A 19,586-nucleotide genomic window follows, 5' to 3' on the forward strand; every position below is an offset into this window, starting at 1 on the left:
TTATTTTGCTTCACGTTTGCTTTTATAGTCCGCAATGGCGGCTTTGATCGCGTCTTCTGCCAGAATAGAACAGTGAATTTTCACCGGCGGCAGTTCAAGTTCTTCAGCAATATCGGTGTTTTTGATCGCCTGTGCTTCGTCGAGAGACTTCCCTTTCACCCATTCGGTGACCAGGGAGCTGGAAGCGATAGCGGAACCGCAGCCGTAAGTTTTAAAACGCGCGTCTTCAATGATACCTTCATCGTTGACTTTAATCTGCAACTTCATCACGTCGCCACAGGCCGGTGCACCCACCATGCCGCTGCCCACGTTCTCGTCGTTGTTGTCGAAGGAACCCACGTTACGCGGATTCTCGTAATGATCGATAACTTTTTCGCTGTAAGCCATTATAAATTCTCCTGATTCCGATACCGATTAATGATGTGCCCATTCGATGCTGTTCAGATCCACGCCCTGCTTGTACATTTCCCACAGTGGAGAAAGGTCACGCAGACGACCGATAGATTTACGAACTAACTCGATGGTGTAGTCGATCTCTTCTTCAGTAGTAAAACGACCTAAAGAGAAACGGATAGAGCTATGTGCCAGCTCGTCGTTCAGCCCCAGCGCGCGCAGCACGTAGGACGGTTCGAGGCTTGCTGACGTACAGGCAGAACCGGAAGAAACCGCAAGGTCTTTCAGCGCCATAATCAGCGACTCACCTTCAACGTAATTAAAGCTGACGTTGAGAATGTTCGGCGCACCGTGTTCCAGGTCACCGTTCAGGTAAACTTCTTCGATATCTTTGATGCCGTTCCACAGACGGTTACGCAGGCCGCGCAGACGTTCCATCTCGGTCGCCATCTCTTCTTTTGCGATGCGATAGGCTTCGCCCATACCGACGATCTGGTGAACAGGCAGAGTACCGGAACGCATACCGCGCTCGTGACCGCCGCCGTGCATTTGTGCTTCGATACGTACGCGCGGTTTACGACGCACATACAGCGCACCGATACCTTTCGGGCCGTAGATTTTGTGACCGGAGAAAGACATCAGGTCAACTTTCAACTGGCTCAGGTCGATAGGCAGTTTGCCCACGCTCTGGGTTGCATCAACATGATAGATAATGCCACGAGCACGGCACATTTCACCGATAGCCGCGATATCCTGCACCACGCCGATTTCGTTATTTACGTGCATGATGGAAACAAGGATGGTGTCGTCACGCATCGCTGCTTCGAGTTCTTTCAGGTCGATAATACCGTTACGCTGCGGTGCCAGGTAAGTGACTTCAAAACCTTCGCGCTCCAGCTGACGGCAGGTATCCAGTACCGCTTTGTGTTCGGTTTTGCTGGTGATGATGTGCTTGCCTTTTTTCTGATAAAAGTTAGCAGCACCTTTGATCGCCAGGTTGTCAGATTCGGTAGCACCAGAGGTAAAGACAATTTCACGCGGATCAGCGCCAACCAGATCGGCAATCTGATTACGAGCGATATCTACCGCTTCTTCAGCCTGCCAGCCGAAACGGTGAGAACGGGAGGCCGGGTTACCAAAGGTTCCGTCCATCGTCATAAACTGCATCATTTTCTCGGCAACACGCGGGTCCACCGGCGTGGTTGCGGAGTAGTCGAGATAAATCGGTAATTTCATTGCTCTATAAACTCCGTACATCACTCAATGCAAGGAACCAGGCTACCGGCTGGATGTACGACCGTGTTTACGGAGCGCGAGACGCCCCGGCCTGATTCTAATATCTTGTTATCTTTAACCTAACTGTTTCGGGTTTCAGCAAGTTGACAAACTTACGAATCTCCGGGAGCTTACATAAGTAAGTGACCGGAGTGAGTATGTGCAGTCAACGCAGATGCAACACGAAACAGGACGGTTAAATTAAGCGCGTAACTTAACGTCGATCGCGTCTTGTGTGCGGGTGCGTGGCGCGTCGTGAGTATGCTGACGACCAGATACATCCAGCACTTCCTGGTTATTAACCAGTTCGCCTAAAGTAATGTTGTTGAGAAAACCGGTGAGACGGTCGCTCAAATCACGCCAAAGCGCGTGGGTCAGGCATTTATCGCCCCCCTGGCAGCCGCCTTTACCCTGACAACGGGTGGCATCTACAGATTCATCAACGGCGCTAATCACTTCGCCAACGGCGATGCTGCTGGCATCTTTGCCTAACAGATAACCACCGCCTGGTCCGCGTACGCTGGAAACCAGACCATTTTTACGCAGACGGGAAAACAGTTGTTCCAGATAAGAAAGGGAAATTCCCTGACGTTCGGAAATATCAGCCAACGGTACCGGGCCCGCTTCAGAGTTGAGCGCAACGTCAAGCATTGCGGTCACGGCATAGCGCCCTTTAGATGTCAGTCTCATGTCTTACTTCACCTCAAACTCGCCCCTGCCCGGGGTTTTTTATTGTAAAAGTGGGGGTATTGCATAGCAGGGTCAAGTCTGACATTCCCGAGTAAATTGGTCAACTATTTACTTGACTGATTTAGTCGGGTATTTAACCTTCAGTGCCATTTTTTTATCGTGGCGTTTGTACCTGTTGTCGGGTGCGGCGTAAACACCTTATCCGACCTGGGGTTCTGTGCACTGTAGGCCTGATAAGACGCGTTACGCGTCGCATCAGGCAACCGCTGTCGGATGCGGCGTGAACGCCTTATCCGACCTACGGCGCTGTGCACTGTAGGCCTGACAAGACGCGTTAAGCGCCGCATCAGGCAACCTCGGTTATTCGGCCTTGTTACCTTTATTCTGCTGCTCAATAGAAGCCAGAATCCCGCGCAGGATATTCAACTCCTGGCTTTCCGGGCGCGCACGGGTAAACAGACGACGCAGCTTATTCATCACCTGCCCCGGATGGTTTTCACGGATAAAGCCGGTTGCCAGCAGCGTTTGTTCAAGATGACCGTAAAAACGTTCCAGATCATCGACCAGCGGATACGGCGTCTCGTCATGTTCAACCTGCTCGCTGTTCTCCTGAGTCGCCAGCCAGGCCATGCGCACTTCATAGGCAATAACCTGAACAGCCATCGCCAGGTTAAGCGAACTGTATTCCGGGTTAGCGGCAATGGCGACATGATAATGGCACTTTTGCAACTCTTCATTGGTCAAGCCAACGCGCTCACGACCAAAAACCAGTGCCACCGGCGTATTTGCCGCTTCAGCGACGCTTTTCAAACCGCATTCGCGCGGGTCGAGCATCGGCCACGGCAGAGTGCGGGAACGTGCGCTGGTGCCAACCACCAGGCTACAACCGGCTAACGCTTCGTCGAGCGTATCGACAATGTGAGCATTACCAATCACGTCGCTGGCCCCTGCTGCCAGAGCAATCGCCTGGGAGTCAGGTTTCACCAATGGATTAACCAGCCACAGATTGGTTAAGCCCATTGTTTTCATGGCACGGGCAACAGAACCCATATTACCGGTGTGTGACGTCTCCACCAGCACAATTCGAATATTTTGCAGCATTGTCTTTCTTCATCTAAAGATTATTCACGCATCTTATCATAAAACGAAGACAGATGCCGATCTCGCTGCTATACTCTGCGCCGTTTTCCCGTTCTTTAACATCCAGTGAGAGAGACCGATGCATCCGATGCTGAACATCGCCGTGCGCGCAGCGCGCAAGGCGGGTAATTTAATTGCCAAAAACTATGAAACCCCGGACGCTGTAGAAGCGAGCCAGAAAGGCAGTAACGATTTCGTGACCAACGTAGATAAAGCTGCCGAAGCGGTGATTATCGACACGATTCGTAAATCTTACCCACAGCACACCATCATCACCGAAGAAAGCGGTGAACTTGAAGGTACCGATCAGGATGTTCAATGGGTTATCGATCCACTGGATGGCACTACCAACTTTATCAAACGCCTGCCGCACTTCGCGGTATCTATTGCCGTTCGTATCAAAGGCCGCACTGAAGTTGCTGTGGTTTATGATCCTATGCGTAACGAACTGTTCACCGCGACTCGCGGTCAGGGCGCACAGCTGAACGGCTACCGTCTGCGCGGCAGCACCGCTCGCGATCTCGACGGTACTATTCTGGCGACCGGCTTCCCGTTCAAAGCAAAACAGTACGCTACCACTTACATCAACATCGTCGGCAAACTGTTCAACGAATGTGCAGACTTCCGTCGTACTGGTTCTGCGGCGCTGGATCTGGCTTACGTTGCCGCAGGTCGTGTTGACGGTTTCTTTGAAATCGGTCTGCGTCCGTGGGATTTCGCCGCAGGTGAGCTGCTGGTTCGTGAAGCGGGCGGTATCGTCAGCGACTTCACCGGTGGTCATAACTACATGCTGACCGGTAACATCGTTGCCGGTAACCCGCGCGTTGTTAAAGCCATGCTGGCGAACATGCGTGACGAGTTAAGCGACGCCCTGAAGCGTTAATTTCTCTGGCGGGTGATTTCTCTCACCCGCCCTCGCCTTTCAGGCGCTATTCCGAAATGCTTCCGCTCTGCTTTACTTTCTTTCGTCACTCTCCCACCATCTTTCCCCGATTAATGGATGATAAAGAAGTCGCAAGGAAAGGTTATGGCACTGCCAGTGAACACACGCGTTCTCAAAATTCTGTTTATTCTCTTTGTTGTTGCCTTCTGCGTTTATTTAGTGCCGCGCGTTGCCATCAACTTCTTCTATTATCCCGACGACAAAATTTACGGTCCCGACCCCTGGTCGGCGGAATCCGTCGAATTTACAGCTAAGGACGGTACTCGTCTGCAAGGCTGGTTTATCCCTTCTTCGACAGGCCCCGCTGACAACGCCATCGCAACCATCATTCATGCTCACGGCAATGCCGGAAATATGTCCGCCCACTGGCCGCTGGTCAGTTGGTTACCCGAGCGTAATTTCAACGTTTTTATGTTTGATTATCGCGGGTTTGGTAAATCAAAAGGCACGCCGTCTCAGGCCGGATTGCTGGACGATACGCTAAGTGCCATCAATGTGGTGCGCCATCGCAGTGATGTAAACCCACAACGACTGGTGCTGTTCGGGCAGAGTATTGGCGGGGCGAATATTCTTGATGTTGTTGGTCAGGGTGATCGTGAGGGCATACGTGCAGTGATCCTCGACTCCACATTTGCCTCTTATGCAACCATCGCCAACCAGATGATCCCCGGCAGTGGCTACTTACTTGATGAGAGTTACAGCGGCGAAAATTACATCGCCAGCGTCAGCCCGATCCCAGTTTTACTCATTCACGGTAAGGCCGATCACGTTATCCCATGGCAGCACAGCCAAAAGTTGTATGATCTGGCAAAAGAGCCAAAACGTTTAATCTTAATCCCTGACGGCGAACACATTGATGCTTTTTCCGATCGTCACGGTGATGTTTATCGCGAACAAATAGTGGATTTTATCCTTAGCACGTTGAATCCGCACAACTAACCCATGATCGCTAGCGCGATAATCATTCACAAATCCACCTTTAGACGAGCTAATCCACTGGTCAGAACAGTTTAAGATGAGAAAAATTCTGTGACGCTTGCCAACATTTCTGATGATTAGCATTCCCTTCGCCATTTCCCTGGGCAAACTTTAGCTATTCTTATCAATTATGCTTATGGGAGATCTACAGATGATGCCTACGCTTGCTTCACCATCTGTCCTTTCGGCTCCCCAGCGCCGCTGCCAGATCTTGCTGACACTCTTTCAGCCGGGGTTGACCGCCACCACGGCAACCTTCAGCAAGCTTAATGGTGTGGATGATGATATTGCCAGTCTTGATATCAGCGAAACAGGACGGGAGATCCTGCGCTATCATCAACTCACACTGACTACTGGTTATGACGGTAGCTACCGGGTTGAAGGCACAGTGCTTAACCAACGTTTGTGTTTATTTCACTGGCTACGACGTGGTTTCCGTCTGTGTCCGTCATTTATTACCAGCCATTTCACCCCCGCCCTGAAGAGTGAACTGAAGCGGCGCGGAATTGCGCGTAACTTTTACGACGATACCAATCTACAAGCGTTAGTGAATCTCTGCTCCCGACGGCTGCAAAAACGCTTTGAAACGCGCGATATTCATTTCCTGTGTCTGTATCTGCAATATTGCTTGCTGCAACACCACGCTGGCATTACGCCTCAGTTTAATCCGCTCCAACGTCGCTGGGCAGAATCCTGCCTGGAATTTCAGGTAGCGCAGGAAATTGGACGCCACTGGCAGCGTCGGGCGCTTCAGCCTGTACCGCCTGATGAGCCACTATTTATGGCATTACTTTTTTCCATGTTGCGAGTTCCCGATCCAATTCGGGATGCGCATCAGCGGGACAGACAATTGCGTCAGTCTATCAAACGTCTGGTAAACCATTTTCGTGAGCTGGGAAATGTTCGTTTTTATGATGAACAGGGGTTATGCGATCAGCTTTATACTCACCTCGCCCAGGCGTTAAATCGCAGTTTGTTTGCCATCGGTATTGATAACACCCTGCCAGAAGAGTTCTCCAGACTGTACCCACGCCTGGTGCGCACCACCCGCGCGGCGCTGACCGGATTTGAAAGTGAATACAGCGTCCATCTTTCTGATGAGGAAAGCGGTCTGGTCGCTGTGATTTTCGGTGCCTGGCTAATGCAGGAAAACGACCTGCATGAAAAACAGATTATTCTACTGACCGGGAATGATAGCGAGCGTGAAGCGCAGATTGAGCAGCAGTTACGTGAACTGACGTTACTGCCGCTCAACATTAAGCATATGTCGGTAAAAGCATTTTTGCAGAGAGGTGCTCCACGCGGCGCGGCACTGATTATTTCGCCTTACACCACGCCGTTACCGCTTTTTTCACCACCACTGATCTACACAGATCTGACGCTGACAACACACCAACAGGAGCAGATCCGCAAAATGCTCGAATCAGCATGAGGGAACAACTTTCGGGCGCAAGAACATTGCCGGAAGCGCCACCAGCGCCATCACCCAGAACACGCCGTGGCCCAGATATTGATACAGGAAACCGGCGAAGACGGTCATGATGGCGATACTACCGCCCATTGCAACGGCAGAGTAAACCGCCTGCAAACGGATGACTTCGCTACCCTGGCGGGCGGCAATATAACGCATGGCCGCCAGGTGGCAGACCGTGAAGGTGCCGCAATGCAGAATTTGCACCACTATCAACCACGGCAACGCCGTCGTTGCTCCCATAATTCCCCAGCGCATTACACCGCTAATCGCCGAGATCAGCAGCATATCGCGTGCACTACAACGGCGGAAAAGTTTATTACTCAGCGCAAAAATAATGACTTCTGCCACCACGCCCAGCGACCACAAATAGCCCACCGCTGAAGCAGAATACCCAGCTGCCTGCCAGTAAATAGCGCTAAAACCGTAATAGGCTGCATGCGCTCCCTGTAATAAACAAACGCAGGCCAGAAAGCGCCAGTTCTGGCGGACCAGTGTCAGCCAGGCTGGCCCTCCCGTGCTCTCCTGCTGACGGCTAGCCCCTTGTGGCTGAATCGTTGGACGAATGAGAAATCCGAGCAGCATGGACGCCACGCCCAACGTCAACAGCGCGAGGATCACCCGATAATCCAACATACTGACCAGTTTGCCTGTCAGCGCCGAGCCAATGACAAACGCCACCGAGCCCCACAGTCGCACTTTGCCGTAATCAAGCGGGAACTGTTTTTGCCATGTATTCGCCAGTGCATCGGTCAACGGTACCAGCGGTGAGAAAAAGAGGTTAAAGCCAATCATCACCACCATCAACCACGCTACATGCGCCCCCGCCCAGAAGGCGACAGCAAAGAGAAGTGTCAGCAGTGCCAGTACGCGCAAGGCGGAAATCAGGCGGGAAGGATCGCTAACGCGGGGCGCGATGATCAAACTCCCGAGAAAACGGGCAACCAGACCAGCCCCCAATAACAGGCCGATAGTTTCTGGCGTTAAGCCAATCCCCTTAAGCCAGACGCTCCAGAAAGGTAGAAAAATGCCGTAACTAAAAAAGTATGTGAAATAACCGAGCGCCAACCAGCGCGTGGATTGCAAAACCATGAGTCCCTCCCGTCAGGAGGCGTTAGTCTGGGGTTAATCGAATGTTGGTGCAAGTTGAAAAATAAGAATATTCGAGCCTGCTTCCCGATGTCTGTAACGCCTGTTCGCAAGCACTATAAAAGCTGCGCCCCACAACGCACCTTGCAAAATTATTGCGTATTTATGCCGTTACGCTTGCCAAACGTTCCTGCACAATGGCGATGAAATCGCGTAATGCCGGTTTCATTTCGCCTTTCTTCCACGCCATTAGTAGGGCAATGGAAGGCACATTTCCGGCAATTGGCCGAAATACCACCTGCCCGGTATTAAAATTATTCATATAACCGGGTATCAAAGTTACGCCAAGCCCCATCCCCACCAAATTCATCGTTACCAGAATATTGGTTGCCACCTGGACGATATTCGGCTGGCTGTTTTCTTGCGCAAACCACTCCTTAACGATCGGCGCAAGCGAACCGGAATATGCCGGATCGGTACTAACGAAATTCACGCCATCCAGCTGCGCGGCGGTGATCTCTTTTTCTTGTGCTAAAGGATGATCAACCGGCAACACCACCACTAATGGTTCGTCAAAAAGTTCCAGATAATCAATCTCCGGGCTATAGACAGGATGGCGCATTAAGCCGACATCCAGTTCACCACGGCGAATTTTTTCTTCCTGTTCCGTGGTAATTAAACTCACCAACTCGATCAAGGTTTCTGGCTGTTTCAGTCGGAACATGGGCAATACTTTTGGCAGTAAATTCACTTCCGCCGATGGCACAAAACCGATGATTAAATGCTTATCTTCCTGAACAATTTTCCGCGCCCGTTGTTTGGCATTTTCCGCTTGTTCCAGGATTGCCTGCGCGTCCTGGAGAAAACATTCTCCCGCCGCCGTCAACGCGACTTTACGTTTATCACGTACCAGTAGCGGAACACCAACACAGTTTTCGAGATCGCGGATCTGGCTGCTTAACGAAGGCTGTGAGGTATGCAGTTTTTCCGCCGCACGGGTAAAGTTCAGTGCCTGCGCCACTGCGACGAAATAGCGTAAATGCCGTAGTTCCATCACCTTCCCCTTGTTATCGAAAAAACGTCTCAGTTGGTAGAAATTAACTATTTCACATATCAGCAACCAACCAGCAACATCCTTATGGCACAAAAATAGAAGGTCAATACATCTTATCTTTCAGGATTAAAAAATATGACCACACCCTCAGATTTGAACATTTACCAACTGATAGACACCCAAAACGGTCGGGTTACTCCGCGTATTTATACCGACCCGGATATTTACCAACTGGAGCTTGAGCGCATTTTCGGTCGTTGCTGGCTATTTCTCGCTCATGAAAGCCAGATCCCTAAACCCGGTGATTTTTTTAACACCTACATGGGAGAAGATGCGGTTGTCGTGGTGCGCCAAAAAGACGGCAGCATCAAGGCGTTTCTCAACCAATGCCGCCACCGGGCCATGCGTGTGAGTTATGCCGATTGCGGCAACACTCGCGCCTTTACCTGCCCGTATCATGGCTGGTCTTATGGTATTAACGGCGAGTTGATTGATGTACCGCTGGAACCTCGCGCCTACCCACAAGGGCTGTGTAAATCCCACTGGGGGTTAAACGAAGTTCCCTGTGTGGAGAGTTATAAGGGGCTGATTTTTGGCAACTGGGATACCTCCGCGCCGGGCCTGCGTGATTACCTGGGTGACATTGCCTGGTATCTGGATGGCATGCTGGATCGTCGCGAAGGCGGCACCGAAATTGTCGGCGGCGTACAAAAGTGGGTGATCAACTGCAACTGGAAATTCCCGGCAGAGCAGTTCGCCAGTGACCAGTATCATGCTCTGTTCAGCCATGCTTCTGCCGTTCAGGTATTAGGGGCGAAAGATGATGGCAGCGATAAGCGTCTCGGTGATGGACAAACCGCCCGCCCGGTGTGGGAAACCGCCAAAGATGCGCTGCAATTTGGTCAGGACGGTCACGGTAGCGGTTTCTTCTTTACCGAAAAGCCAGACGCCAATGTCTGGGTCGATGGTGCAGTTTCCAGCTATTACCGCGAAACCTACGCCGAAGCAGAACAACGTTTAGGCGAAGTTCGCGCCCTGCGCCTGGCGGGTCATAACAATATTTTCCCCACGCTTTCCTGGCTCAACGGCACTGCCACACTCCGCGTCTGGCATCCGCGCGGCCCAGATCAAGTCGAAGTGTGGGCGTTCTGTATTACTGACAAAGCCGCCTCTGATGAGGTTAAAGCCGCTTTTGAAAACAGCGCCACCCGCGCTTTTGGTCCTGCTGGTTTTCTTGAGCAGGATGACTCGGAGAACTGGTGTGAAATTCAAAAATTGCTGAAAGGCCACCGCGCCCGCAACAGTAAACTTTGTCTGGAAATGGGACTTGGTCAGGAAAAACGTCGCGACGACGGCATTCCAGGCATTACAAACTATATCTTCTCAGAAACGGCCGCCCGTGGAATGTATCAACGCTGGGCCGATCTCCTGAGCAGCGAAAGCTGGCAGGAAGTGCTCGATAAAACCGCCGCATACCAGCAGGAGGTGATGAAATGAGTGCGCAGGTTTCACTGGAGTTACATCACCGCATTAGCCAGTTTCTCTATCACGAAGCCAGTCTGCTGGATGACTGGAAATTTCGTGACTGGCTGGCGCAGCTCGACGAAGATATTCGTTACACCATGCGCACCACGGTTAACGCGCAAACGCGTGACCGCCGCAAAGGCGTTCAGCCACCGACAACCTGGATTTTTAATGACACCAAAGACCAGCTGGAGCGGCGAATCGCGCGTCTGGAAACGGGCATGGCCTGGGCGGAAGAGCCGCCGTCGCGCACCCGTCACTTAATCAGCAACTGCCAGGTAAACGAAACCGACATCCCAAACGTGTTTGCTGTGCGGGTAAATTATCTGCTTTATCGGGCACAAAAAGAGCGCGATGAAACATTCTATGTCGGGACTCGTTTTGACAAAGTTCGCCGTCTGGAAGATGACAACTGGCGCTTGCTGGAACGGGATATCGTCCTGGATCAAGCGGTGATCACGTCCCATAACCTGAGTGTACTGTTCTGATGAATCGAATTTATGCGTGTCCCGTTGCGGATGTGCCGGAAGGTGAGGCTCTCCGGCTCGATACCTCGCCCGTCATCGCCCTGTTCAACGTTGGCGGCGAGTTTTATGCCATTAACGATCGTTGCAGTCATGGTAATGCGTCGATGTCAGAAGGGTATCTGGAAGATGATGCTACGGTAGAGTGCCCACTGCACGCCGCCAGTTTTTGCCTGAAAACGGGGAAAGCGTTATGCCTGCCCGCCACCGATCCGCTAACCACTTATCCAGTACACGTTGAAGGTGGTGATATCTTCATCGACTTACCGGAGGCGCAGCCATGAGCGATCTGCATAACGAGTCCATCTTTATTACTGGTGGCGGATCGGGATTAGGACTGGCACTGGTCGAGCGATTTATCGAAGAAGGTGCGCAGGTTGCCACGCTGGAACTGTCGGCGGCAAAAGTCGCCAGTCTGCGTCAGCGATTTGGCGAACATATTCTGGCGGTGGAAGGTAACGTGACCTGCTATGCCGATTATCAACGCGCGGTCGATCAGATCCTGACTCGTTCTGGCAAGCTGGATTGTTTTATCGGCAATGCGGGCATCTGGGATCACAATGCCTCACTGGTTAATACTCCCGCAGAGACGCTCGAAACCGGCTTCCACGAGCTGTTTAACGTCAACGTACTCGGTTACCTGCTGGGCGCAAAAGCCTGCGCTCCGGCGTTAATCGCCAGTGAAGGCAGCATGATTTTCACACTGTCAAATGCCGCCTGGTATCCCGGCGGCGGTGGCCCGCTGTACACCGCCAGTAAACATGCCGCAACCGGACTTATTCGCCAACTGGCTTATGAACTGGCACCGAAAGTGCGGGTGAATGGCGTCGGCCCGTGTGGTATGGCCAGCGACCTGCGCGGCCCACAGGCGCTCGGGCAAAGTGAAACCTCGATAATGCAGTCTCTGACGCCGGAGAAAATTGCCGCCATATTACCGCTGCAATTTTTCCCGCAACCGGCGGATTTTACGGGTCCGTATGTGATGTTGGCATCGCGGCGCAATAATCGCGCATTAAGCGGTGTGATGATCAACGCTGATGCGGGTTTAGCGATTCGCGGCATTCGCCACGTAGCGGCTGGGCTGGATCTTTAAGGAAGCACGATGAAAGAAAAAACGATCATTATTGTCGGTGGCGGGCAAGCGGCGGCAATGGCTGCGGCCTCGCTACGCCAGCAAGGGTTCACCGGTGAGCTGCATCTGTTTTCCGATGAGCAACATCTTCCATATGAACGTCCACCGCTCTCGAAAGCCATGTTGCTGGAGGATTCCCCACAGTTGCAGTCGGTGTTACCCGCTAACTGGTGGCAGGAAAACAATGTTCATCTGCATTCTGGCGTAACCATCAAAACGCTGGGTCGCGACACACGAGAGTTAGTGTTAACCAACGGCGAAAGCTGGCACTGGGATCAGCTGTTTATGGCAACCGGCGCGGCAGCCCGACCGCTGCCATTGCTTGATGCACTGGGAGAACGCTGCTTTACCCTGCGCCATGCCGGCGATGCCGCCAGACTGCGAGAAGTTCTGCAGCCCGAACGGTCAGTCGTGATTGTCGGTGCCGGAACTATTGGTCTGGAACTGGCTGCCAGCGCCACGCAGCGTGGATGTAAGGTGACAGTGATTGAACTGGCGGCAACCGTCATGGGCCGTAATGCACCACCGCCCGTGCAACACTATCTTTTACAGCGCCATCAGCAGGCTGGTGTGAGCATTCTGCTCAATAATGCCATTGAACATGTGGTCGATGGTGAAAAAGTAGAACTGACGCTGCAAAGTGGCGAAACGCTTCAGGCCGATGTGGTGATTTACGGTATTGGTATCAGCGCCAACGACCAACTGGCTCGCGAGGCCAACCTTGATACTGCCAATGGTATTGTCATTGATGAAGCTTGCCGCACCTGCGATCCCGCGATCTTTGCCGGTGGCGATGTGGCAATCACCCGTATTGATAATGGTGCACTACACCGCTGCGAAAGCTGGGAAAACGCCAATAACCAGGCGCAAATTGCCGCTGCCGCAATGTTGGGGCTACCGCTTCCGCGACTACCGCCGCCGTGGTTCTGGAGCGATCAGTACAGTGATAACTTACAGTTTATTGGCGATATGCGTGGCGATGACTGGATTTGTCGTGGCAACCCGGAAACTCAGAAGGCGATTTGGTTTAATCTGCAAAACGGCGTGCTTATCGGTGCGGTAACACTGAATCAGGGCCGTGAGATTCGCCCAATCCGCAAATGGATCCAGAGCGGCAAAACGTTTGATGCGAAACTGCTGATAGATGAGGACATCGCGCTTAAATCACTGTAACCAGGATAATTAGCGAATATCTCAACGCCTGGGGCGTGGCGAGGTACCAGAGTGTGTATTACGTTTAAATCACATTATCTTGCAAAGGGATTGGTTATGAACACACTACGTTATTTTGATTTTGGTGCTGCCCGCCCCGTTTTGTTATTAATTGCCCGTATCGCCGTGGTCTTAATTTTCATTATTTTTGGTTTTCCCAAAATGATGGGCTTTGACGGTACGGTCCAATATATGGCCTCGCTGGGCGCGCCAATGCCGATGCTGGCAGCGATTATTGCGGTAGTTATGGAAGTGCCCGCCGCGATTTTAATCGTGCTTGGCTTTTTCACCCGTCCGCTGGCGGTGCTGTTTATTTTCTACACGCTGGGTACGGCGGTGATTGGTCACCATTACTGGGATATGACCGGCGATGCGGTTGGGCCAAATATGATTAATTTCTGGAAGAATGTCAGTATCGCTGGCGCATTCCTGCTGTTGGCAATTACCGGGCCGGGGGCAATTTCTCTCGATCGGCGTTAGGAAAGATGCCGGATGCGGCGTGAACGCCTTATCCGGCATTTTATAAATTACAGTAACGCAACCCGCAACGACATCTCTGACGTTGTTGATTCCCCCGGCGCAAGCGCAATGAGGTCACCTCCTTCCGGGCGATGATGGTCATCCGGCGCATGGCTCATCGGTTCCAGACAGAAGAAATCAAACGCATATCCTTTATCAAACGCCGGGTCGGAAACAAAGATGAAATAACATGGTGCAGGTGGCGTCGTTTCCATGATGATGGCATAACCCTCCTGCGGCTGCTCAATGCGGGCCTGACCATTCCATCCGGCAAAGCCATTGTTCACCCACTGGTGCGGCAACGGCGCGAGCTGGTTGAAATCCAGCTCCTGCGGTAGCTGCTCGCAAAACTCCCCCGCCAGCCACTGCTCCCGTTCCAGCCAGTAACCGCTCGCCTGCGCCTGAATCCGCGTTTGTGGTGACAACGGAAAATAAGGATGCCAGCCGGTACCAAATGGCAGCGTCTCTGCCCCTTGATTGGTGACAGAGAGCGTCACCGTCAGCGTATCTGCCGTTAAATGAAACGCCTGACTTACCCGATAGTGATAAACACCGCTGCGATGTTCATACACCAGACACAAGCTATCATCGCTGCGCGAGACACATTGCCACTGCCCCAGCCAGCCGTCGCCGTGCAGATAGTGCGCATCCCACTCAACATTCGGTTGCAGTTGATACTCACGCCCCTGCCAGACAAAACGGTTGCCACTCACCCGGTTTGCAAACGGCACCAGCGGAAAACAAGAGGCATCGGTTGCCACACCGCTTTTTTTACCGGGACGTAAGAGCGGCGTCGCGTCACGCCAGAAGCCTTCGATGACGCCGCCCCGGTCAGAAACGTCCAGCTTTAGCGGCCCGTGAGATAAGGTATAGATAGTCATCCGCTGACTCCTTAATCCGGGAAGTTAATCACAACTTTCCCGCATTTGCCGCTCGCCATCAGCGCATAGGCATCACCTGCCTGTTCCAGCGTGAAGCGGTGGGTAATGGCGTTACGCGGCCACAGTTTCCAGTCCGTTAAATCGTGGGCGCATTTTTCCATATGGAACAGACTGGTCACCCAGGAGCCAATAATCCGCCGTTGATGATGCATCAGATCAGCGCTAACCTCGAACTCCACTTTTCCGGTTTCCCCGATGTAAACCACCCGTCCCCAGTCAGCAGTGGATTGCAACGCCAGTAAGCGACCTGCGGCATTACCGGAACAATCGAGCGCAACATCCGCGCCACCGTGGGTGAGTTCGGCGATAATCTGCGGCAGGCCTTCGGTCGTTGCTAAATAGCCGTGATCCATCACCCCTAACTGTTTCGCCATCGCCAGACGTTCCGGCAGCATATCAACGCCGATGATCCTTTTTGCACCGCGACCTTTCGCCAGCATCATCGCCATCATGCCGACCGGCCCCAGACCGACCACCAGCACGTTATCACTGCCGGAAACTTCGCCGCGCAAAATCCCTTCATACGCTGTGCCAACGCCACAACTGATAAACGCACCATCTTCGTAGCTCAACGCATCCGGCAGCAGGATCAGATCTTTTTCTTCCGCCAGCAGGTATTCAGCATGGCCGCCGTCACGCTGCCAGCCGTAAGCGGCTTTTCCTTCGCCAGTACAAGAGATAGGAAAACCGCGACGGCAGTTCGGGCAAAAACCACAGCCAGAAATGTGATACACCAGCACGCGGTCGCCCTCTTTAAAATGGCGACAGCCTTGCCCCATCGCCACAATTTGCCCGCACGGTTCATGACCGTTGATAAATCCCTGGTATAACGGTTTATCGGGAGCCGCCGCTGTGGCGCGGTGTTGATGATAGATATAGTGGACATCGCTTCCGCAAATCCCGGAGGATTTCATTTTAATCAGTACCTGGTTAATCCCCGGTGTCGGCACCGCAACTTCCCGCAGATCGACGGTCGAATTTCCTGGTAAATAAGCTGCCAGCATCGTTTTCATAATTCCCTCATTAACAATACGATTAATTTTCATCCCTGCCGCACCCGCGCCAGGGGCGTTAAGGTTTAGCGTTTCGCTTTATTGCTTCGCTGGGTCAGCAAGATATTCGCCAGAACCGCCACCACGATGATGACGCCGCGCACCACCTGCTGGAAAAAAGAGTTAATCCCGAGCAGCACCAGACCGTTACCGATTAGCGTAATCACCAGTACGCCAAGCAGCGTACCGAACAACGAGCCGCGACCACCGGAAAGCGCCGTACCGCCGACCACGACCGCAGCGATGACGTCAAACTCCAGACCGTTTGCGGCACCTGCGTTACCAGAACCGAGGCGAGCTGCCAGCAAAATGCCGGTCACCGCCGCTAATAATCCCGAAAGGGTAAAAATAAGAATGCGCACCCGACGAACGTTGATACCGCACAACTGCGCCGCCGTGGCATTACCGCCAACAGCAAAAACCGAGCGCCCGAAGGCGGTTTTGCGGCTAATGAACACAAACAGCGCAAACAACACCATCATGATCAGCGCGGATACCGGCACACCGAGAAATTGTCCACCTAACCAGTCCAGCACCTCGTTTTCGTCAATCGGCACTGGCAGGGCGTTGGTCATAAACAGCCCCATTCCGCGCAGGGCGCTCCACAGCCCCAGCGTGGCAACGAAACTTGGCACGTTAAACACGCCGCGCAGTACCCCGGCGAGCGTTCCCATCAGCGCCCCTAACAGCAACACCAGCAGACAAGCAATCGCCAGCGGAACCTCAAATTGCAGCAAAAATGCCAGGCACACCGAGACAAAAGCCACCATCGGTCCAACGCTGACATCAATTTCACCGGAGATAATAATCAGCGTCATCGCCCAGGCGGCAATCCCAATGGTGGCGGCATCGCGCAGCACGTTCATCTGGTTATTCAATGAGATAAAACCCGGCGCGTTCAGAGAGAAGACCAGATAAAGAATGGCAATCACCACCAGCAAACCGATCTCATTAATATGGCGACTGACAAATTGTTTGAGCGAGACGCTCTTGCCCTGCGGCAATGATAATGACGAAGCAGACATCTTCAGGTTCCTCGGTAAAATTCATCAGTGCACAGACAGAATGGCGGACATCAGCTCATCCACATTGACCGGCGAGTGAAACTCCTGCGAGAACGTGCCGTGCTGTAACAACAGGATGCGGTCGCACACCAGCGGCAACTCCTCCACTTCACTGGAGATAAACACCACGCTTTTCCCTTCGGCAGCCAGCTCGCGGACAATACGGTAAATCTGCTGTTTGGCTTCGATATCAACGCCGCGCGTTGGCTCGTCGAGCAATAAAATCTGGCTGGCGGCATAGACCCAACGACCGATCACCACTTTTTGTTGATTGCCGCCAGAAAGCGTGCCAATAGGCGTTTCGCTACTGGCTGCCTTGACCGTCATCCGCTGCATCACCTCTTCGGTCAGGCGGCGGATGGTGGACCATTGCAGCACACCGTTGGCGCTGATTTTTTGCCGATTGGTCAGTACCGTATTTTCGTCAACGCCCAGCCAGGGAATGATCCCCGCTTCTTTGCGGTTTTCTGGCGTATAGCCAATGCCGCGTTTCAGCATCTCGCCGTAATCGGGGCGCGTGATTTTCTCGCCGTTGATAACAATTTCGCCCTGTTCATACGTCTCCAGCCCAACAATCGCCTTCAGCAATTCACTGCGCCCTGCCCCCAGCAGGCCAGCAATGCCGAGCACTTCGCCACGACGCAGGGAAAAACTGATCTCCGTAAGTTTTGGTCTGTGGCGTAACGCGCGAACTTCCAGTACGGTCTGGTCCGCAATCTCCTGAGCTACAACCGGTGCAAGATCAACGTGATCGCGCCCGAGCATCAGCGACACAATATGACGGGTTGAGGTGTTTTCGAGCATCACATCGCCCGCCACCTGACCATCGCGCATAACGGTGGCACAGGAGGCAATGCGGCGAATTTCTTCCATCCGGTGGCTGACATAAATCACCGCCACGCCCAGTGCCGACATCTTTTTCACGGCGCTTATCACCAGTTCAACTTCCGCACTGGCAAGCGAACTGGTAGGTTCATCAAGAATGACCACGCGCGGCTCGCCTATCATCACCCGCGCAATTTCCACCAGTTGCTTTTGCGCCGGGCTTAGTGTCGAAACAAGTTGTTCAGGGCTAACATCGACGCCCAGCGCCTGTAAGCAACGTTGGGCATCCTGCGCCATTTGCAGGTAATCAATCATGCCGTTGCGGCGGGGCCACTGACCGAGGCAGAGGTTTTCCGCCACTGTCAGCCCTTCCACCAGACTTAATTCCTGATAAACCGCGCGTACCCCCAGTTCAGCGGCACGGCGAGTCAGCGTAGTTTCGTCGCCTTCCAGTCGCGTCTCGCCAATCCAGATATCACCGCTATCCGGACGTTCGCTACCGGTAAGCATTCGAATGAGGGTCGATTTTCCCGCACCGTTTTTGCCTAACAGCGCGCGAACTTCGCCTTTATTGAGCGTAAAGTTAACGTTATCCAGCGCAACGACGCCGGGGTAACGCTTATTTCCTGCCACCACTTTTGCTACCGGAACTGCCTCTGTTGCCGTGAACATAGGGACCTCTGCGAATCAGCGATTAGGGCAGACCATCAACGTGCGTTGCCAGCCACTGTTTACCGTCTTCCGTTTTGGTATAGAGATCGATTGGCACCTGAATCACTTTTTCACCGTCGGCTTGTTTATTGATAACCTTCAATATTTGCGCGAAAACAGCATTGCCCATTTTCTTACCGGAAATATCCACTACCGCTTTCAGCACCTGGTTATTTTCCAGTTCCTGTGCAATTTCAGTGGTCATATCCGAACCGAAAACGGCAATTTTTCCAGCCTGATTTTGATTACGTACCGCTTTTACCGCGCCGAGTGTCGCTCCACCCGATTCCCCCATAATGGCATTGAGATCTGGCGTGGAGATAATCAGTTTTTCACCAACAGAAATCGCTTTATCTAAAACAGTCCCTTCCTGATTAGCGACAATTTTCGCGCCGGGAACGCGGGCTTTTAATACTTCTTCAAACCCTTTACGTCGTTGCACACAAACTTCAAAGGCTTCGCAATTGATGACAGCAATTTTCGGCTGGTCAATTTTGTTAGCAATAAAATAATCGGCGGCAGCGTTACCCAGTTTTTTACCAAATTCCAGCGGATCGCCAACCAGATATGCCGAGACATATTTATCGACACCCTTTTGATTAATACAGGTGTTGTAGCAAATCACCGGAATACCCGCCTCACTGGCGCGGCGAACGGTGCGGCTACTGCCATTTTCAGACACTGCCGACAAAATAATGGCATCGACATTACGCGCCACGAGGGTATCAACAAAGGTACTTTCTTTCGAAATATCGCCCTGGGCGTTAGTTTCAATTAACTGTACCTGTACTGAAGAATCTTTTGCCGCATCCTGAACGCCCTGGCGCACTCCAGCGTAATATCCCTGGGTATCAAGGTATATTGCACCAATGGTCATTTCTTTTTCCGCAGCGTTGGCAAATAGTGTGCTACCTAATAGCGTAGCCATTAATAATAGATTACGGGTTGTTCTCATTTTTTTAGGCATAGTGCCTCCTGTAGGGTTTTTATTTACAACGGCTTATTTTAATTATTTGAGCGTGAGCGGCAGCGCGTGCCGCTCAAATATT

The 19,586-nt window shown here is 52.5% G+C and carries 20 protein-coding genes; 9 read left to right on the plus strand and 11 right to left on the minus strand.

Going from position 1 to position 19,586, the window contains the following annotated elements:
- From iscU to trmJ, 4 genes are all read right to left on the minus strand, one after another.
- Entirely contained in the window at nt 1-387 is a 387-nt protein-coding gene (iscU, locus tag QUF14_RS16160; RefSeq protein WP_000331707.1) for a Fe-S cluster assembly scaffold IscU, read from the minus strand.
- 27 nt (nt 388-414) lie between these two features.
- Nucleotides 415-1,629, minus strand: coding sequence for a cysteine desulfurase (gene iscS / locus QUF14_RS16165; protein ID WP_001295373.1), 1,215 nt, complete (start codon nt 1,627-1,629; stop codon nt 415-417).
- A 240-nt stretch (nt 1,630-1,869) separates the two neighbouring features.
- Complete coding sequence (gene iscR, locus QUF14_RS16170) at nt 1,870-2,358, minus strand: Fe-S cluster assembly transcriptional regulator IscR (RefSeq protein ID WP_001241357.1); 489 nt, start codon at nt 2,356-2,358, stop codon at nt 1,870-1,872.
- Between the two features lie 360 nt (nt 2,359-2,718).
- On the minus strand, nt 2,719-3,459 hold the full coding sequence (gene trmJ, locus QUF14_RS16175; protein WP_000940023.1) for a tRNA (cytosine(32)/uridine(32)-2'-O)-methyltransferase TrmJ: 741 nt from the start codon (nt 3,457-3,459) through the stop codon (nt 2,719-2,721).
- A 118-nt stretch (nt 3,460-3,577) separates the two neighbouring features.
- Between trmJ and suhB the strand changes: the two genes are divergently transcribed.
- The 3 genes from suhB (at nt 3,578) to csiE (ending at nt 6,851) form a co-directional block, all read left to right on the plus strand.
- Nucleotides 3,578-4,381 carry an inositol-1-monophosphatase gene (suhB, locus tag QUF14_RS16180; protein WP_000553451.1) on the plus strand — a complete coding sequence of 268 codons (804 nt, stop codon included), beginning with the start codon at nt 3,578-3,580 and terminating at the stop codon, nt 4,379-4,381.
- A gap of 144 nt (nt 4,382-4,525) precedes the next feature.
- Nucleotides 4,526-5,380, plus strand: coding sequence for an alpha/beta hydrolase (locus QUF14_RS16185; protein ID WP_024212144.1), 855 nt, complete (start codon nt 4,526-4,528; stop codon nt 5,378-5,380).
- A gap of 190 nt (nt 5,381-5,570) precedes the next feature.
- Nucleotides 5,571-6,851, plus strand: coding sequence for a stationary phase inducible protein CsiE (gene csiE / locus QUF14_RS16190; protein WP_100733754.1), 1,281 nt, complete (start codon nt 5,571-5,573; stop codon nt 6,849-6,851).
- Here csiE and QUF14_RS16195 read toward each other — a convergent pair.
- On the minus strand, nt 6,843-7,982 hold the full coding sequence (locus QUF14_RS16195) for a 3-phenylpropionate MFS transporter (protein WP_000244171.1): 1,140 nt from the start codon (nt 7,980-7,982) through the stop codon (nt 6,843-6,845). The two genes, csiE and QUF14_RS16195, sit on opposite strands and share 9 nt — an antisense overlap.
- 160 nt (nt 7,983-8,142) lie before the next feature.
- A complete protein-coding gene (hcaR, locus tag QUF14_RS16200; protein WP_000423269.1) occupies nt 8,143-9,033 on the minus strand; it encodes a DNA-binding transcriptional regulator HcaR in 891 nt (296 codons plus the stop codon).
- 135 nt (nt 9,034-9,168) lie between these two features.
- On the opposite strand from hcaR, the gene hcaE reads away from it, so the two are divergent.
- The 6 genes from hcaE (at nt 9,169) to QUF14_RS16230 (ending at nt 13,905) form a co-directional block, all read left to right on the plus strand.
- Nucleotides 9,169-10,530 carry a 3-phenylpropionate/cinnamic acid dioxygenase subunit alpha gene (gene hcaE, locus QUF14_RS16205; RefSeq protein WP_000211172.1) on the plus strand — a complete coding sequence of 454 codons (1,362 nt, stop codon included), beginning with the start codon at nt 9,169-9,171 and terminating at the stop codon, nt 10,528-10,530.
- On the plus strand, nt 10,527-11,045 hold the full coding sequence (hcaF, locus tag QUF14_RS16210; protein WP_001276083.1) for a 3-phenylpropionate/cinnamic acid dioxygenase subunit beta: 519 nt from the start codon (nt 10,527-10,529) through the stop codon (nt 11,043-11,045). Before hcaE ends, hcaF begins: the two co-directional genes overlap by 4 nt.
- Nucleotides 11,045-11,365 (plus strand): bifunctional 3-phenylpropionate/cinnamic acid dioxygenase ferredoxin subunit, encoded by a 321-nt coding sequence (locus QUF14_RS16215; protein ID WP_001080106.1) that lies wholly within the window; start codon nt 11,045-11,047, stop codon nt 11,363-11,365. The genes hcaF and QUF14_RS16215 overlap by 1 nt, the downstream gene beginning before the upstream one ends.
- Nucleotides 11,362-12,174: a 3-phenylpropionate-dihydrodiol/cinnamic acid-dihydrodiol dehydrogenase gene (gene hcaB, locus QUF14_RS16220; protein WP_001281377.1), complete on the plus strand. Its 813-nt coding sequence runs from the start codon at nt 11,362-11,364 to the stop codon at nt 12,172-12,174. Before QUF14_RS16215 ends, hcaB begins: the two co-directional genes overlap by 4 nt.
- A gap of 9 nt (nt 12,175-12,183) precedes the next feature.
- On the plus strand, nt 12,184-13,386 hold the full coding sequence (gene hcaD / locus QUF14_RS16225) for a phenylpropionate dioxygenase ferredoxin reductase subunit (RefSeq protein WP_000660748.1): 1,203 nt from the start codon (nt 12,184-12,186) through the stop codon (nt 13,384-13,386).
- Nucleotides 13,387-13,482: 96 nt separating this feature from the next.
- Nucleotides 13,483-13,905 carry a DoxX family protein gene (locus QUF14_RS16230; protein WP_001094726.1) on the plus strand — a complete coding sequence of 141 codons (423 nt, stop codon included), beginning with the start codon at nt 13,483-13,485 and terminating at the stop codon, nt 13,903-13,905.
- A 47-nt stretch (nt 13,906-13,952) separates the two neighbouring features.
- On the opposite strand, the gene QUF14_RS16235 is transcribed toward QUF14_RS16230, so the two are convergent.
- The 5 genes from QUF14_RS16235 to QUF14_RS16255 are packed head-to-tail and all read right to left on the minus strand — an operon-like array spanning nt 13,953 to nt 19,504.
- A complete protein-coding gene (locus tag QUF14_RS16235; protein WP_000158524.1) occupies nt 13,953-14,825 on the minus strand; it encodes an aldose 1-epimerase in 873 nt (290 codons plus the stop codon).
- 11 nt (nt 14,826-14,836) lie between these two features.
- Nucleotides 14,837-15,931 carry a zinc-dependent alcohol dehydrogenase family protein gene (locus tag QUF14_RS16240; RefSeq protein ID WP_000700837.1) on the minus strand — a complete coding sequence of 365 codons (1,095 nt, stop codon included), beginning with the start codon at nt 15,929-15,931 and terminating at the stop codon, nt 14,837-14,839.
- A 32-nt stretch (nt 15,932-15,963) separates the two neighbouring features.
- On the minus strand, nt 15,964-16,962 hold the full coding sequence (locus tag QUF14_RS16245) for an ABC transporter permease (protein ID WP_001276687.1): 999 nt from the start codon (nt 16,960-16,962) through the stop codon (nt 15,964-15,966).
- 24 nt (nt 16,963-16,986) lie between these two features.
- Nucleotides 16,987-18,498 (minus strand): sugar ABC transporter ATP-binding protein, encoded by a 1,512-nt coding sequence (locus tag QUF14_RS16250; protein WP_000493506.1) that lies wholly within the window; start codon nt 18,496-18,498, stop codon nt 16,987-16,989.
- A gap of 22 nt (nt 18,499-18,520) precedes the next feature.
- Entirely contained in the window at nt 18,521-19,504 is a 984-nt protein-coding gene (locus tag QUF14_RS16255; RefSeq protein WP_100733755.1) for a substrate-binding domain-containing protein, read from the minus strand.
- Nucleotides 19,505-19,586 lie beyond the last annotated feature (82 nt).

This window comes from Escherichia sp. HH091_1A (assembly GCF_030295175.1).
GTDB lineage: Bacteria > Pseudomonadota > Gammaproteobacteria > Enterobacterales > Enterobacteriaceae > Escherichia > Escherichia coli_F.